Below are 15,872 nucleotides of genomic sequence, written 5' to 3' on the forward strand. Positions count from 1 at the left end.
ACGGCCGACGATTACGACAGCCCGGCGGAACGGCCGACCAACTGCTCGCGTATCGCATCGCGTTTCAGCAGGACGAACCCGCCGAAGATGAACAGAAAGCCGAGCGCCGTCTCCGTGCTCAGCGGTTCTTGGAGGACGAGATAGCCCGAAATCGCGGCGAAGACGGGCGCGACGTAGGAGACGAGGTTGATCTCGATGGCCCCCAGTCGGTCCAGGAGGTCGAAGTAGACGAGGAAACCGAGCGCGCTCGCCGCCAGCGAGAGGTACAGCAGCGCCGCGACGCCTCGCGTCGTCCAGGTGATGTCGGCGAGCGTCTCGCCCATCCCGAGCGAGACGACGTGCATCAGCGCCGCGCCGCCGAGCATCGCCCACGCCTCCATCGTCTCGATGGGGAGCCCGTCGTCGATGCGCTGAGAGAGGACGCTTCCGAGCGCGAACGCCGCCGCTGCGCCGAAGACGAGCAGTTTCGACACCGTCGCGCCCGCGAGCAGGTTGGTGGGGTCCAGGTCCGAGAGGACGGCGACGCCCACCAGACCCAACAGGAGGCCCGCGGCGCCGGCGGCGGTGAGTCGCTCGCTCGGGAGGAACATCCGCGCGAACACCGACGTCAAGACGGGGCTGAGGCTGACGAGAACCGCCGCGGCGGCGCTCGTCACCGGCCCGCTCTGGCCGACGAACAACAGGACGTGGTAGGCCGCGATGAGAAAGACCGCGCCGACGGCGACGGCGGCCCACTGCTGGCGGGTTCGGGGTATCGGGTCGTCGACGGCGTACGCGGCGTAGCCGAGCATCAACACGCCCGCGATGTCGTAGCGCAGCGCCGCGAACAGCACCGGCGGAAACGACGCCAGTCCGGCGTTGATGGCCATGAACGCCGACCCCCAGACGGCGGCCAGGAGGAGAAACAGCAGTGCGTCCCGTGTTTGAGTCACGTCGAAACTGGTCGGTCGGGGGGCGTGTAGTTTTCGTTTGCGGCGGAGGAGGCCGGTTGCGACGCGCCCGCGGGACCGACGTGCGACTCAGTCGGCCTCCGCGCCCGTCTCGTCGTCGCCGACGACGTCGGCTTCCGGGTGCGCGCGCACCGGGTCGCGGTCGACCGGTGCGTCCGCCGGTTGCTCGTACAGGTGGCACGCCGACGGGTGCTCGCGCTCCTGCAACAGCGGTCGAGTGGTCTCACAGACGCTCTCAAAGCGTTCGCGGAGGATGGCGATCGCTTCCTCCGTGTCGCCGTTCGACAACGCCTCCAGCGCCCGTTCGACGGCCGCTTCGTCGTCGCCGCTCAGGTCGTGACTGAAGAACTCCTCTCGGAGGTGGCGCTTGAACCCCGGTTTGTCGGTCTCGTCGTCGACGTTGCTCCACACCGACTCCGCGCTCAACTCGCCGCGTTCGAGGCGGTCTCTGAGGTCCATCACCTCGCGGTACGCCCGCTGCGAGAGCGTCACGTCGGCGGGCGGGATGACCCGCGGACAGCGCGTGCGGAACCGACAGCCGCTCGGCGGGTTCCGCGGACTCGGCACGTCGCCAGCGAGCGGCTCGACGCGGCGGCCGCTCTCCGCGACTGCGGCCCGCGGGACGCTCTCCAACAGCGCTCGCGTGTAGGGGTGCTGCGGGTCGTCGAACAGGTCGTCGGTCGGCCCGAGTTCGACGATGTTGCCGAGGTACATCACGGCGACTCGGTCGCAGATGTGGCGGACCACCGAGAGGTCGTGCGCGATGAACAGGTATGTGAGGCCGAACTCCTCCTGGAGGTCGTCCAGCAGGTTCAACACCTGCGCCTGCACGCTCACGTCGAGCGCGGAGACGGGTTCGTCGAGCACGATGAACTCCGGTTCGAGCGCGAGCGCGCGAGCGATACCGACCCGCTGGCGCTGCCCGCCGGAGAACTCGTGCGGGTAGCGCTCGACGTGGTTCGCCGAGAGCCCGACGCGTTCGAGCAGTTCGGCGGCCCGGTCGATGCGCCACTCGCGCTTCGAGCGCCCGTCGTCGGGCGACTCCTCGGGCAGTCCGTGGATTCGGTACGGCTCCGAGATTATCTCGCCGATGGTCATCCGGGGGTCGAGACTGGAGAAGGGGTCCTGGAAGACGATCTGGGCGCGGCGGCGGAACTCGGTCAGTTCGTCGCCCTCCATCTCGTAGACGTCGTCGCCGGCGAACTCGACGCGGCCGTCGGTCGCCTCTCGCAGGCGAAGCAGCGTCTCGCCGGTGGTCGACTTCCCGCATCCGGACTCGCCGACGAGCCCCAGCGTCTCGCCTTTGTGAACGTCGAAACTGATACCGTCGACGGCCTTGACGCTCTCGGACTCGCGGCCGAGCAGCGTGTCGAACAGCGAACTCTCCTCGCCGTAGTACTTCTTCAGGTCGGTGACCCGAAGGAGCGGGTCGCCGTTGGTCGCCGTCGGTCGGCGGTTCTCAGTCATCGCTCACCACCTCCTGTTCGGCGGCGTCCTCCGGCGTCTCCGGGTCCGCCGCCTCGTCCGCGCCGCGGAAGTAGTCGTCGGCGAGCGCCTCCGCGGGGTCGAACTCGCGGGTCGCGAGCACGCAGCGGGCGGTGTGAACCGCCTCCGCGTTCGCGCCGTCGCCGACGACGTCGCCGCTGTCGGTGTCGTACTCGGGGATGGGGTTGAGACACGTCTCCATCGCCTTCGGGCAGCGGTCCGCGAAGTAACAGCGGCCGCCCATCTCCGAGTCGAGCAGACTCGGCACGTTGCCTTCGATGGGCGACAGCCGCGGTGACGGGTCTTCGAGGTCCGGAATCGACCCCAACAGCCCCTCCGTGTACGGGTGTACCGGCCGTTCGAAGATGTCTTCGAGCGTGCCGCGTTCGACGACCTGTCCGGCGTACATGACGCCGACGCGGTCGCACATCCGCGCGATGACGCCGAGGTCGTGCGTTATCATGATGATGCTCATATCCTGTTCGCGCTGTAGCTCTCTGAGCAGGTTCAGAATCTGCGCCTGAATCGTCACGTCGAGCGCCGTCGTCGGTTCGTCGGCGACGAGGACGTCGGGTTCGCCCGCGAGCGCCTGCGCGATCATCGCCCGCTGGAGCATCCCGCCGGAGAACTGGTGGGGGTACTCCTCGGCGCGCGCCTCCGGGTCGGGGATGCCGACCTGTTCGAGCAGTTCGATGGCTCGCTCTTTGCTCTCGTCGCTCGTGTACTCCCGACCGGGAACGACGCTGTCGACGAGGTACTGCGCGAGACCGTACCCCTGGGTCCGCGAGCGGGTGCTCCGCGGGTTCGCGCGGGCGCGGCGCTGGACCTCGACCGCTTCGGCGATCTGTTCGCCCACCGTGATGGAGGGGTTGAGACTGCTCATCGGGTCCTGAAACACCATGCTGAACGAGGGACCGCGAAGCGACCGGCGGACGCCCTTGGGTAACTGCCGCAGGTCGACGAACGCGCCGTCGACGGCGTCCGGCTTCTGTTCGCGGAACTCGTCGGCGAGCGCCTCGTTTCGGTACCAGACCTCGCCGGCGGTCACCCTGCCGGGCGACTCGATGAGGTCGATGACCGACAGCGCCGTCACCGACTTGCCGCTGCCGGACTCGCCGACGATGCCGAATATCTCGCCGTCTCGAACGTCGAAACTGACGCCCTCGACGGCGTTGACCTGTCCCTCCTCCGTGAAGAACCGCGTCTTCAGATCTCTGACTTTGAGTATCTCGTCCATCTAAACGCCTCCTTCCCCCTCGATGCCGGGGTCGAGCGCGTCGCGCAGCCAGTCGCCGACGAGGTTGACCCCGATGACGGCGAAGACGATGGCGACGCCGGGAATCGACGCGATCCACCACGCCGACGCCAGATAGTCACGGCCCTGTGCGATGTCGAGCCCCCACGAGAGGTTCGCCCCCGAGAAGCCGAGGTACGACAGCGAGCTCTCCAGGAGGATGATGGCGGCGACCTGAATCGTCGCCAACACCAGGATGGGAGTGATGCTGTTCGGGAAGATGTGTCGCGCCACGATAGAGCCGTCGCTCGCGCCGAGCGCGCGGGCGGCTTTCACGTACTCCTCGCTGCGGAGGCTGAGCGCCTCGCCGCGGGCGACGCGAGCGAACCACACCCAGTTGACCAGCGCCACGACGAGCACGACGGTGCCCGGTAACACGATGTTCGGCGGCATATCGGGCGCGAGTCCGACGGCGACGAACGGGTCGGGTATCCGTATCGTCACCCCGCCGAACAGGCCGATGAGTGCGATAGCCAGGACGAGCGACGGGAACGCCAACATGATGTCGGACATCCGCATCAGGCCGTCGTCGACGCGGCCGCCGTAGTAGCCGGCGGTGAGGCCAACGGTGACGCCGATGAGCACCGCCAACAGCGTCCCGAGGACGCCGACGAGCAGCGACGTACGCGCCCCGTAGATGGTCCGCGAGAGCATGTCGCGGCCGAGCGCGTCGGTGCCGAGCGGGTGGGCCATCGTCGCGTTCACCGTCACCTCCTCCTCGATGACCTGGATGCTCCCGTTGACCATCTCCGAGCGCGTCTCGTTCTCGGTCGTGCTGAACCCGAGCGGCGGCACCTGCGAATTCTGTAGGTCCTGCTGATACGGGTCGTACGGCGCGATGAACGGCGCGAACATCGCCACGAAGATGATGGCCAACACCAGCACGATGCCGATCTTGGCGAGCGCGCTCCCGCGGAGTTCGCGGCGGAGATTCCGCCACGTGCGTGGAGCGACCATCAGTCGTACACCACCTGCGGGTTGACGTACGCGTACAGCGCGTCGACGACGATGTTCACGAAGACGAAACTCGACCCGATGATGATGAGACTGCCCTGGATGAGCGGCCAGTCACGGGTGTTGATGCTGTTGATGACGAGCGTTCCCAGTCCGGGCCACGCGAACACCGCCTCGGTGATGACCGCGCCGCCGATGAGCGTCCCCAGTTGGAGGCCGAGAACGGTGATGACCGGGATGAGCGTGTTCCGGAGCGCGTGCTTGTACCGGACGAGCGTCTCCGGAAGCCCCTTGGCGCGGGCGGCGTCGACGTAGCTCTTGCCGAGCTCGTCGAGCATCCCGCTGCGCGTCAGGCGCGTCACGAGCGCCGTGAAGTACGTCCCCAGCGTGATGGCCGGGAGCGTGATGTGCTGCAGCCAGAGGACGATTCTGGCGGGGTTGCCCGCGACGAGATACCCCATCGCGGGGGTGAATCCGATAGGTCGGCGGCTCGTCGGCAGGAAGTTCAACTGCACCGCGAAGACGAGCACGAGCATGATGCCGAGCCAGAAGTTCGGCGTGCTGATACCCGCGAGCGAGAACGTCGTCGCGGCGTAGTCGGCCGGTTCGTGCCGTCGCGTCGCGCTGACGACGCCCAGCGGAATCGAGATGATAATCGCGACGACGGTGGCGGCGACGGCGAGTTCGACGGTCGCCGGGATGCGAGCGAAGATACGCGTCGCCGCTTCCGTCCCCGAGATGTACGAGTAGCCCATGTCGCCGGTGAGCAAGCCCGCGAGATAGTCGAGGTACTGGACGTACAGTGGTTGGTTCAACCCGAGTTCCTCGGCGATACGCTGCCGAAGTTCGGGACTGGCGTCTAACGGGGCGATGAAGTTGACGGGGTCGCCCGGCGTAGAGAACCGCAGGAGGAATACGACCGTCACGACACCCCAGACGACGAAGATTCCCTGCAGGCTCCGCTTGATTATGAATCGTGCAAATGACATGATTGAGTGGAGAGAAGGCCGCGTGAGTCGTCCGTTACGGCTGGGCGATTTCGTACGCCTTGATGGACTCGTCGCGACGTGGCTGCCAGTCGATACGCGAACTCGCCCCGTAGACGCTGTACTGCCGGTTGAGGAAGATCCACGGCGCCTCGTCGTGGGCGAGTTGGTTCGCTTCCCGAAGCAGCTGTTCGCGCTGGTCGGCGTCGGCGGTCTGCCCCGCCTCGTCGAGTAGGCTGTCGAACTCCTCGTTGCTCCAACTCGACAGCGCGCCGTCGGTCGACAGCAGCGGGATGAGCGTCTGACTCGCGTCGAACGTCTCGTTGCCCCAGCCGATGAGGTACCAGTCGGGCATGTCCTCGATGTTGCCGGTGGTGAGCTGCGCGGCGAGGTCACCGAAGTCGCGCTGGGTCACCTCGGCTTCGACGTTCGAGAGCTCGTTGATGTAGCCGACGACCGCCTGCGCGATCTCGAGGTCTTTCAGGTAGCGACCGACCGGCGTGTGCAGTTCGAGCGTCGCGCCGGCGAACCCGCTCTCCTCGACGAGCTGTTCGGCCTGCTCGACGTCGTACGGGTACGGGTCGATGTCGGGGTTGTAGCCGACGAACCCTTCGAGCGTCGGCTGACCCGTCGGGTCCGAGAAGTCCGCGAGCACCTCCGCGACGATAGTGTCGAGGTCGATGGCGAGGTTCATCGCTCGCCGGAAGTCGCGGTTCGAGAACGGCTCGACGTCGTACCGCATTCCGTTGTAGATGACGCGCGTACTCGGTACGGCTTCGACGCTCGTGTTGTCGTTGCCGTTGATGCGGCTGACCTCCTGTGGTGGGACGTTGACGACGATGTCCGTCTCGCCGCTGACGAGCTGGTTGACGCGGGTGCTCGACTCTGACGCCGAGGTGATGGTCAGCGCGTCGACGGCCGCCGGTTCGCGCCAGTACTCTTCGTACTTCGTGTACTCGACGCTCTCGTCTTGGGTGTAGTTCGACAGCTGGAACGGTCCGGTGCCGTTTGCGTGGCTGTTGATGTAGCTGTTGTCGTTCGATTCGACCCACGACTGCTGCATGATGTCACCGTAGCTGGCGAGCAGCCCGACGGCCATCGGGTTGACGCCGTCGGAGACGACGTCGACCGCGTTCTCGCCCTCGACCGGCTGCGCCTCCGTGATACCCGCCAACTGGTCGCTCTGCGGGCTGGCGAGGTTGCCGACGTCGGGGTTGACGATGCGGTTGATGCTGAACGCGACGTCCGCGGGGGTGAGTTCGTCGCCGTTGTGGAACGTGACGCCCTCGCGGAGCGTGAGACGAACGCGGTCCGGTTCCGCCTGTTCGTAGTTCTCGGCGAGACCCTCGATGACCTGCCCCTCGCGGTTCCGGTCGAGCGCCCCCTCGTACATCTGCATGGTGATGATGTCCGTCGTCGTCTCACGGTGGTCGTGAGGGTCGAGACCGGAGTCCATCTGCCCCTGCGTGATGGTGACGGCGAACTCTCCGCCGTCCTGGTTGTCCTCCCCGTCGGAGCTCCCGGTGTCGTTACCGGTGTCGTTTCCACCGCCGTCGCCCCCGGTGTCCGCGGGCGTCTCGGTGTTTATCTCGTCGGAGTCGCCGGAACAACCGGCGAGTGCTGCCGTCGCGGCGGCACCGCCTGCCAACTGGAGGTAACGGCGTCTGCTAACACGTGACTGCCTGTCTTCAGTCATGAACGCACATGGGCGTTACCCCGATATATATGCTATGGTATGACCAATCGCAACACGTGGTCGAGTTACTACTGGTGTGACACGTCGACCATACAGTTAAGTATCGGAATTACCAAGCGTGCGACATGGCCGCACACCGCCGGTCATCGCTGAGAAATCTGTTCGACCAATCGCCCACCCCGCACATCGCGCATCCGCCGCGAACCCACCACCGCCAGTTCTACGTCGCGACCGACGGGTCGTACCGTCCCGGCGGGGGCGGACTCGGGGCCGTCATCGAGACGCGCGACGGCGTACGGGTCGCCCGCGTCTCCCTCCCCGACGCCGTTCCGAATAACAACGTCGCCGAGTACCGTGCGCTTCACCTCGGCTTGGACGTGCTGGCCGCGCGCGCACCTAGAACCGCGAGCGTCGGCGTCCTCGTCGACCACGACGACCTGGCGGCGAACGTCAACGCCGCGACGCTCGCGGCCGCCGACCCGTCGTGGAACCCCGCCGGAACGCCGCCGGTCCCGGACGGGAGCGAGAACCACTGGCGCGGCATCCTCGCGCGCATCTCGGGGTTCGCCGACCTCCGCGCGGCGCGCATCGACAGCCGCGAGAATCCCGCCCACGTGCTGGCGAACACGCCCACCGAGTACGCTCACGTGAACCGCGAACCCGACCGCTGCGTGCTCCCCGAACCGCCGGGAGCCTCGAACGGCGCCGGCGACGGCGTTCTCCCGCCGTCGCGGACCGAACGGACCGCGGGCGACTGAGACAGGCGAGTCCGGGGCGAAACGCACACAGCTATCCGTCCGCGACGACGACAGTTCGAGCGATGCCGTCACCGTGGACACGACTCCGGGAAGACCTGCGCGCCGCACTGGAGAACGACCCGGCCGCGCTGAGTTACACTGAAGTTCTGTTGACGTACCCAGGAGTCCACGCGCTCTGGATGCACCGGATAGCGCACGCGCTGTGGAACGCACATCTGCACCTCCCCGCTCGACTGCTCTCTCATCTCTCGCGGTTTCTCACCGGCGTCGAACTCCACCCGGCGGCGACCGTGGGCCGTCGGGTGTTCATCGACCACGGGATGGGCGTCGTCGTCGGCGAGACGGCCGAGATAGGCGACGACGTCGTACTCTACCACGGCGTCACGCTCGGCGGCAACTCGATGCAGCGGACGAAGCGCCACCCGACCGTCGAGGACGGCGCCGTCTTGGGCGCGAACGCGACCCTCATCGGGCCGCTCACCGTCGGCGAGAACGCCCGCGTCGGGGCGGGCTCGGTCGTCGTCGACGACGTTCCCCCCGAGACGTCCGTCGTCGGGAACCCCGCCCGAGCACCCGGAGACGGGACGAACGCCGGCGAAGGGGGAGACGAGGACGGAGACGAAAATCGACGCTCCGACTCGGTGACAGACGCCGACGACACCTGACAGCCCGGGTCAGTCGCGGACGTCGACGATGTCGACGGAGGGAGTCGCGGAGGCGGATTCGGGGGGAGAAAATTGATAACACGGTTGGGCATACCCCTCGCATGGTCCTCGAAGCAGATCGCGTGCGGGAGCTCGGACCCAGAGGGAGTGGCGTTCTTCTGCGGATTGCCCGCACGCAGGCACGCGAACTCACCCTCCTGTTTTCCGTCGCCGTCGCGCTGACGCTCGCCGCGTTTCGAGCGACCGGGGTCGACCTCCAGAAGGCCGCGCTCGGCGTCTACGCGCCCGCGGGGACGACGCTCCCGACCGACCCGCTGGTCTCGCTCGGCGTCGAACTGCAGGTTGCAGCGCTCGCAGGCGTCGGCGTCGCCGGAACGGCGCTCCTCTGGCAGGCACGCGCGGAGATTCGTCCACACGGCACGCGAACGAGACGGCTGTATCTCCTGTCGGCGGGACTCTGTCTGCTCGGCGTCGTCCTCGGTGCGGTGCTCGTCGTTCCCGCACTGCTGGAACTGCTCAAGTTCGGCATCCTCAGAAGCGGGTTCGTTCCGGCGTACCGACCGTACTGGCTGGCGGAGGTGGCGCTGTTTCTGCCCGTCGCCGTCGGCGTCGCCCTCTCGCTACCTCCGCTGATGGTCGCGCTCGTCGGCGACGGTATCGTCTCCTCGTCGGTGCTGCACCGCGACTGGGGGTTCGTCCTCCTCGGCGTGCTCGGCTACGCGTCGGTGTACTCGCCGCCGGACTCGGTGACGTTCGTCGTCTACGGCGGCGTACTCTTCGCCGGCTACGTCGCCGGATTGGCCGTGCTGACGTTCGGGTGATCGGCATTTCGCCGACCGAGATTCTAGCGTCTCGCCTGTGATACCCGTAGCTTCCACCTCGATTTGCTGGTGTCAGACGTAGTTTAGAAACGAAAAGAAAACCAGAGTCGACGGTCGCTATCGACCGACTGCTACTCTTCCTGCGCGTCCACGACCGCCACACCCGCCAGATTCACGATGTCCTTCACTTCGTCGCCGCGCTGGAGCACGTGAACGGGTTTGTCCATGCCGACGAGCATCGGGCCGATTGCCTCCGCGCCGCCGAGGCGCTGCAGCAGTTTGTAGCCGATGTTGCCCGCTTCGAGGTTCGGGAAGATGAGCACGTTCGCCGGTTCGTCGAGCTCCGTGAAGTCGTAGGTGCCTTCGAGGATATCCTCGACGACGGCGGTGTCGGCCTGCATCTCGCCGTCGACGGGGAAGTCGACCTCGGGGTCGTCGTGCAGGATGTCGACCGCCTGCCGCGGCTTTCGGGTGCCCTCGTTCTCGACGCTGCCGAAGTTCGAGTACGACAGCATCGCCGCGCGCGGTTCGACGTTGAACCGCCGCGCGAGTTCGGCGGTGTGTTTCGTGATTTCGGCGAGCACCTCGTCGTCGGGGTCGAGGTTAACCGTCGTGTCGGCGGCGAAGATGACGCGGTTCTTGAACGTCAGCATGTACACGCCTGCGGCGTAGTCGGCGTCTTCGGCGGTGCCGATGACCTGCAGCGGCGGCCGCAGCGCGCTCGGGTAGTGGTGGGTGAGACCGGTGAGGAGCGCGTCCGCGTCGCCCTGTTCGACCATCACGCTACCGAAGTAGTTGCTGTCGCGGCTGATGAGCTCGCCCGCCTCGCTCCGGGTGATGCCTTTGCGGCGGCGGAGCTCGTGGAGCCTGTCGGCGTAGCCCTCGTGGTCTTCGCCCGCCGGGTCGACGATGTTGGCGTCGAACTCCAGCCCGAGGTCGGCGGCGGTGGCGCGGATGGTGTCCGCGTCGCCGAGGAGAATCGGGTCGGCGATACCCTGTTCTTGAATCTGGTAGGCGGCGCGAATCATCTTCTCGTCGGTGCCCTCCGCCAGCGCGACGCGCTTGGGGTCCGACTTCGCCTTGTTGAGCACGACGCGCATCATCTCGCGGGACTTGCCGAGACGGGCTTCGAGGCGCTCCTCGTAATCGGCCACGTCGAGGTCCTTGCGAGCCGCGCCGCTGGTCATCGCGGCCTGCGCGACGGCGGGCGCGACCTCGAACAGCACGCGCGGGTCGAGCGGTTTCGGGATGATGTACTCCGAGCCGAACTGCAGCGGCTGGTCGCCGTAGGCCTTCACGACGGCGTCGGGGACGTCCTGACGGGCCAGTTCGGCGAGCGCCTCCGCGGCGGCGACTTTCATCGCCTCGTTGATTTCGGTCGCGCGCACGTCGAGCGCGCCGCGGAAGATGAACGGGAAGCCGAGTACGTTGTTCACCTGGTTCGGGTAGTCCGAGCGACCCGTCGCCATGATGACCGTGTCGTCGCGGGCGTCTTTGGCCGCCTCGTACGTTATCTCGGGGTCGGGGTTCGCCATCGCGAAGATGACGGGGTTGTCGGCCATCGACCGCACCATCTCCTGGGAGACGATGTCGGCGACCGAGAGGCCGACGAACACGTCCGCGCCCTCCATCGCGTCGGCGAGGTCGCCGTTCGGGCGGTCGGCGGCGAACTCGCGCTTGAACTCGTTGACCTCGTCGGAGCGGTCGACGGTGATGATTCCCGAGGAGTCGCACATCGTGATGTTCTCCCGCTTCGCGCCCAGCGAGACGTAGAACCGGGCCGTGGCGATGGCGCTCGCGCCCGCGCCGGAGAAGACGATGTCGAGCTCTTCGAGCTCCTTGTCGACGATTTCGGCGGCGTTCAGAAGCGCCGCGCCGGAGATGATAGCCGTCCCGTGCTGGTCGTCGTGGAAGACGGGAATCGACATCTCTTCGCGGAGTCGTTCCTCGATTTCGAAACACTCGGGCGCTTTGATGTCTTCGAGGTTGACCCCGCCGAACGTCGGTTCCATCGCGGAGACGCACTCGATAATCTCGTCGGCGTCGGCGCGGTCCAACTCGATGTCGAACACGTCGATGTCGGCGAAGCGCTTGAACAGCACGCCCTTCCCCTCCATGACGGGTTTCGACGCCTGTGCGCCGATGTTGCCGAGACCGAGCACCGCGGACCCGTTCGAGACGACGCCGACGAGGTTGCCCTTCGCCGTGTAGTTGTACGCCTCGTCTGCGTCGTCGGCGATGTCCAGACACGGTGCGGCGACCCCCGGCGAGTACGCCAGGCTCAGGTCGCGTTGGGTGTTCGTCGGTTTCGTCGTCGAAATCTCGATTTTGCCGGGAGGTGATTGCCGGTGGTACTCCCGTGCGTCGTCATCCAGCCCCATGGCTGCGGCGACTCCCTCCGTCAGCAAAAAACTATGGATAGCGTCGATATCGTGGTTCGACGAACGACGAATATCAGCGTTTGTCGGGACCGAATTTGAAGCCCGAATCGTCGTCGTCGCTCTCCCCGTCGCCGCCGGATTCGCCGCCGCTCGGGGGCGCTGTCTCGTCGGTGGTCGACTGCCACGACGGCGAGTCGTCGGCGGAGTCGGCGGAGTCGGCGGAGTCGGCGTCGGAGCGACCTGTGGGCTCGTCGTCGGGGTCGTCGACGGGCTGCCCGTCGTCGGTTCGGTCGTCACCGAATCCCCCGGAGCCGCCGGCACCACCGGGTCCGTCTCCGTCGTCGGACTCGTCCCCGTCGCCCGGTTCGGCTCCGGCGTTCTCGTCGCCGTCGTCGTCCGGAATCGGGACGAGGGCGAACCGCGGGTTCGAGCGACCGAGCACCATCAGTTCGTACGTCCGGAAGTACGTCTGGACGACGATTCCGACCGGGAGCGCGACGAGCAGGAACGCCAGAAACGCCACCAGAAGCGTCAGACCGCCCAGAACGACCGTGGCCGGAGAGAGCGCCGCACCGAACGCGCTCACGATTGCGATGACGACGATGACGGCTATCGCCCCGATGACGAGCGCGGGGATTGCGACGACGATGCTGGTGACGATGCCGACACCGATTCCGAGGATGGCACGCATGACGAGGTAGACGAGGTACTGCTTCCACTCGCCGCGCAGCGTCGTCCAGAAGCGTCGCCAGCCCTCGACGACACCGGTGTCGTCGACGAGCATCACCGCGGTGACGAACGTGTTCGTCAGACCGACGACGAGACCGAGAACGATACTGACGACTGCGAGGAGGGCGAAGACCGCGACGAAACCGATGGCGCCGAGGCCGGTGACGACGCCGGGGGCGATGCCGAATCCAGATAGAATCTCGGGTGCGGCGAACGCGAGGACGAAGAGGGCCGCGCCGGCGACAATCGGGATGTTCACCGCGAGCGAGAGGACGAGTTTGAACACGAACAGCCGAATGCCCTTCCCGAGTCGGCGACGGAACGGAGTACGGATGCGCACGTCGCCGGTGCGGAGGGCGTCGAGGAAGACGAAGCGCATCACGTCGCCGACGAGGCCGAACAGGAGCGAGAGGACGATGACGAACACCACGAGGCCCGCGACGAGGAGGGCGATGTTAGTGAGCGTCCCGGGGTCGACGCCGCCCGTCGGGTCCGGCGACGGAGACGGCGAGGGCGTCGGCTGCGGCTGGGTCGGCACGTCGCCGCTTCCGCCGAAGTTACCGAAACTCGGCGGTGAACCCCCGGTGCTCAGCGCACCGAGGAAGAAGACGATCACTGCGAGTCGGAGCCACCGACCGAGACTGAACGGGAACAGGAACCGACGAGTCGAATCTATCGCGTCGTCGATTGCATCGATTGCGTACCAGGGCACGGTCGCATGGTTTCACTCACACGACAAATACGTTGCCCTAAAAAGCCCTCCCGGGTCGGCGGCGCAGTCTCCTTGTTATACTTTCAGACTACAAGGAGAGCACGTCGTGGCGTTCCACCGTCGCGTCGTACCCCACGGCGTCGGCCTCCCGAGTCGGCCACTCGCCGGTGCTCGTGAGCACCTCGAACCCGTCGTCGGTGACGAGTACGGTGTCCTCGCTCTTCGCGCCCTGAATCGTCGGGTTCCAGGCGTATCCCATCGGGAGACGTACCTCGTCGTCGGCCGTCGGCGTCGCGAACCACTCGCGGCCGGCGTAGCCCGCCGCGCCGCCCTGGTGGTGGTTCTGCCACTCGTCGGGGAAACCGACGTCGTCGTACGCCGCCTGAACCGCGCCGAACACCTCGGACGCCGGTCCCCTCTCGCGCCCAACCGCGCGCGTCGCCGCCAGCGCCGTCGCCTCGACTCGCGTCGCCTTCTCGTGTCGCTCCGCCAGCCACTCCGGCGGGTCGAACGCGACGGTTCTGGTCGTGCTGGCGTGGAGGCCGCCCCGCTCCGCCGTCACCGAGACGAGCGCATAGTCGCCGAGTTCGGCGAGCTTCGGGGTGTAATGGCGATACGACTGCGCGCGTTCGGAGCCACCGACGAGAACGACGGGCGCGTTGATTCCGCGCGCCGACAGCGTCACGCGCAGCGCCGACGCCGCCTCGTGTTCGGTGTCGCCGGATTCCAGTTGACGGCAGACCTGCTCGACGGCAGCGGCGGTGTCGCGGCCGAGTTCCCGGTATGCCTCGATATCGCCCTCCGAGAGCGGCTGTCGGAGCGTCGAGGCGTCGACCTCCCCGAACCCCGGAACGTCGAAGTCCGCGGCCGCGTTCTCCGGCGAGTGGTCGGCGACCGACTCCGCGAGCGACGACTCGTACCACCGGCCCGCCTCGACGGTAAACTCGCCGGGAAGCTCCTCGTCGACGAGCCGCGGCGCTTCGATGTTGTCGGTGACGACGCGGAACTCGCCGGCGTCGGCGTCTCCGTCCTCGGCGACGTAACCTGCGGCGGCGACGCCGAGGTCGGCCGTCGCGCTGACGACGTTGTCGCCGCCGGTGAGCCACGCGAAGGAATTCGGGCGGGCGAACCAGACGGCGTCGAGACCGGCGTCGTCGAGATACTCGCCGAGCCGGCGTCGCCGGTCGGCGAGTCGGTCGGAATCGGCCGTCTCCGTGACTCCGCTGTCGCTACCCCCGGTGTCGTCGGTGTGGTCGGTCACGTTCGAGTGCACCGGCGGAACGTACTTCAACCGGTCGAAGGCGGTCAGCGAGGACGCCGACTCCGCCGTCTCAGCGCGGTTCGAAGCGGTTCGTTTCGACGCGGGTCGAACCGGTTCGACCCGATTCGGCGGTCTCACGTTCGATGAGTGGACCAGACGGGCGTTCGGACAGGTCTAAGTACGCCCGCTCCCGAGTCTGCGATAGGGATTATGCTGAGAACACGCACCCGCCCGAACTGGCTCTCGTTCCGGCGCTTTGCGGCCGTCACCACCGCGTCGACGGCGCTGCTCATGATGTTGGGCGTCTACACCGCCGCGACCGGGTCCGGACTCGCCTGTTCGGCGCAGTGGCCGCTGTGCGACAACGGACTGCTGCCGCAGACGATTCCGAGTTTCATCGAGTGGTTCCACCGGCTCGTCGCGATGGTCGTCGGCTTCCAAATCCTCGGAACGGCCGCGTGGGCGTGGAGGCGCGGCGCGAAGCGGAGCGTCAAACTCTCGATGACGCTCGCGCTCGTCGTCCTCCCCCTGCAGGTGAGCATCGGCGCGGTGACGGTGACGCTGTCGGGGCTGATTCCGAACGGCTACTCGGTGCCGACGCAGGCGGCGCACTTCGTCGTCGCGCTGACCATCTTCACCGCGCTGACGTTCGGCACGCTCCGCGCGTACGACGGCCACTTCCGGCGCTCGGCGCTCGAACGGGTGAACCTCGCGCTTCCGGCGACGTTGGTGCTCGTCGCCTTCGCGGCGCTGACGAGTCGGGTCTGGGGGCTCCTCCCGTACGGGTCGACGGCGCAACCGCTGTTCGTCGGGTCGACGCTCGTCGCCATCGCGGCGCTCGTCGCGACGGCGGTCTGGGTGACGCAGGCGTCGCACTCGCAGGCGCCGCTGACGCGCCTCCGTCCGCTCGTCCTCACCGCCGCCGGTCTGCTCGTGGTCGTGGCGCTGCTCGGTCGCGACCTCGTCGTCTACACGCCGCTCGTCCGCGACCTCAACGCGCTGCTGTTCGGTCTCGCGGCGCTCTGTATCGTCGCCGCGACGTGGCTCGCCCGACGCGTCGAAACCAGCGAACAGGCGACGACTCACGGCGTCAGCGGCGATTGAGGCGACCGTTCGGGTTCGTCGCTTTCCTTCCGGTCGAACATTAGTAAACGAATAAACACGTCAGACCCAGTGGTTG

At 67.1% G+C, this 15,872-nt stretch carries 14 protein-coding genes; 5 read left to right on the top strand and 9 right to left on the bottom strand.

The features are described 5' to 3' along the window. Positions 1-11: 11 nt before the first annotated feature. The 6 genes from DV709_RS13335 to DV709_RS13360 all read right to left on the bottom strand — a co-directional run bounded on the left by DV709_RS13335 (position 12) and on the right by DV709_RS13360 (position 7,365). The gene (locus tag DV709_RS13335) at positions 12-932 is read right to left on the bottom strand and encodes a DMT family transporter (RefSeq protein ID WP_117594905.1); all 921 of its coding nucleotides are present in this window, start codon (positions 930-932) and stop codon (positions 12-14) included. An 87-nt stretch (positions 933-1,019) separates the two neighbouring features. Next, positions 1,020-2,417, bottom strand: coding sequence for an ABC transporter ATP-binding protein (locus tag DV709_RS13340; RefSeq protein ID WP_117594906.1), 1,398 nt, complete (start codon positions 2,415-2,417; stop codon positions 1,020-1,022). Further along, entirely contained in the window at positions 2,410-3,672 is a 1,263-nt protein-coding gene (locus tag DV709_RS13345; protein ID WP_117594907.1) for an ABC transporter ATP-binding protein, read from the bottom strand. The genes DV709_RS13340 and DV709_RS13345 overlap by 8 nt, the downstream gene beginning before the upstream one ends. Continuing rightward, positions 3,673-4,686, bottom strand: a complete 1,014-nt coding sequence (locus DV709_RS13350) for an ABC transporter permease (protein ID WP_117594908.1) — start codon at positions 4,684-4,686, stop codon at positions 3,673-3,675. Further along, complete coding sequence (locus tag DV709_RS13355) at positions 4,686-5,672, bottom strand: ABC transporter permease (protein WP_117594909.1); 987 nt, start codon at positions 5,670-5,672, stop codon at positions 4,686-4,688. The genes DV709_RS13350 and DV709_RS13355 overlap by 1 nt, the downstream gene beginning before the upstream one ends. 34 nt (positions 5,673-5,706) lie before the next feature. Then, a complete protein-coding gene (locus tag DV709_RS13360; RefSeq protein WP_117594910.1) occupies positions 5,707-7,365 on the bottom strand; it encodes an ABC transporter substrate-binding protein in 1,659 nt (552 codons plus the stop codon). A gap of 125 nt (positions 7,366-7,490) precedes the next feature. Between DV709_RS13360 and DV709_RS13365 the strand changes: the two genes are divergently transcribed. The 3 genes from DV709_RS13365 to DV709_RS13375 all read left to right on the top strand — a co-directional run bounded on the left by DV709_RS13365 (position 7,491) and on the right by DV709_RS13375 (position 9,609). Then, complete coding sequence (locus DV709_RS13365) at positions 7,491-8,123, top strand: ribonuclease H (protein ID WP_117594911.1); 633 nt, start codon at positions 7,491-7,493, stop codon at positions 8,121-8,123. A gap of 62 nt (positions 8,124-8,185) precedes the next feature. Next, a complete protein-coding gene (gene cysE, locus DV709_RS13370) occupies positions 8,186-8,788 on the top strand; it encodes a serine O-acetyltransferase (RefSeq protein WP_117594912.1) in 603 nt (200 codons plus the stop codon). A 101-nt stretch (positions 8,789-8,889) separates the two neighbouring features. Beyond that, a complete protein-coding gene (locus DV709_RS13375; RefSeq protein WP_117594913.1) occupies positions 8,890-9,609 on the top strand; it encodes a twin-arginine translocase subunit TatC in 720 nt (239 codons plus the stop codon). 131 nt (positions 9,610-9,740) lie between these two features. On the opposite strand, the gene DV709_RS13380 is transcribed toward DV709_RS13375, so the two are convergent. The 3 genes from DV709_RS13380 to DV709_RS13390 all read right to left on the bottom strand — a co-directional run bounded on the left by DV709_RS13380 (position 9,741) and on the right by DV709_RS13390 (position 14,692). Beyond that, positions 9,741-11,990, bottom strand: coding sequence for an NADP-dependent malic enzyme (locus DV709_RS13380; protein WP_117594914.1), 2,250 nt, complete (start codon positions 11,988-11,990; stop codon positions 9,741-9,743). A gap of 73 nt (positions 11,991-12,063) precedes the next feature. Then, positions 12,064-13,431 carry a DUF7544 domain-containing protein gene (locus DV709_RS13385; protein WP_117594915.1) on the bottom strand — a complete coding sequence of 456 codons (1,368 nt, stop codon included), beginning with the start codon at positions 13,429-13,431 and terminating at the stop codon, positions 12,064-12,066. Between the two features lie 88 nt (positions 13,432-13,519). After that, positions 13,520-14,692: a M24 family metallopeptidase gene (locus DV709_RS13390; protein WP_117594916.1), complete on the bottom strand. Its 1,173-nt coding sequence runs from the start codon at positions 14,690-14,692 to the stop codon at positions 13,520-13,522. On the opposite strand from DV709_RS13390, the gene DV709_RS13395 reads away from it, so the two are divergent. Together DV709_RS13395 and DV709_RS13400 are read left to right on the top strand one after the other, a co-directional pair. Next, entirely contained in the window at positions 14,679-14,870 is a 192-nt protein-coding gene (locus DV709_RS13395) for a hypothetical protein (RefSeq protein ID WP_157972739.1), read from the top strand. The genes DV709_RS13390 and DV709_RS13395 overlap by 14 nt on opposite strands. 32 nt (positions 14,871-14,902) lie before the next feature. Next, positions 14,903-15,796, top strand: coding sequence for a COX15/CtaA family protein (locus DV709_RS13400; protein ID WP_117594918.1), 894 nt, complete (start codon positions 14,903-14,905; stop codon positions 15,794-15,796). Positions 15,797-15,872 lie beyond the last annotated feature (76 nt).

This window comes from Haloprofundus halophilus (assembly GCF_003439925.1).
Lineage (GTDB): Archaea > Halobacteriota > Halobacteria > Halobacteriales > Haloferacaceae > Haloprofundus > Haloprofundus halophilus.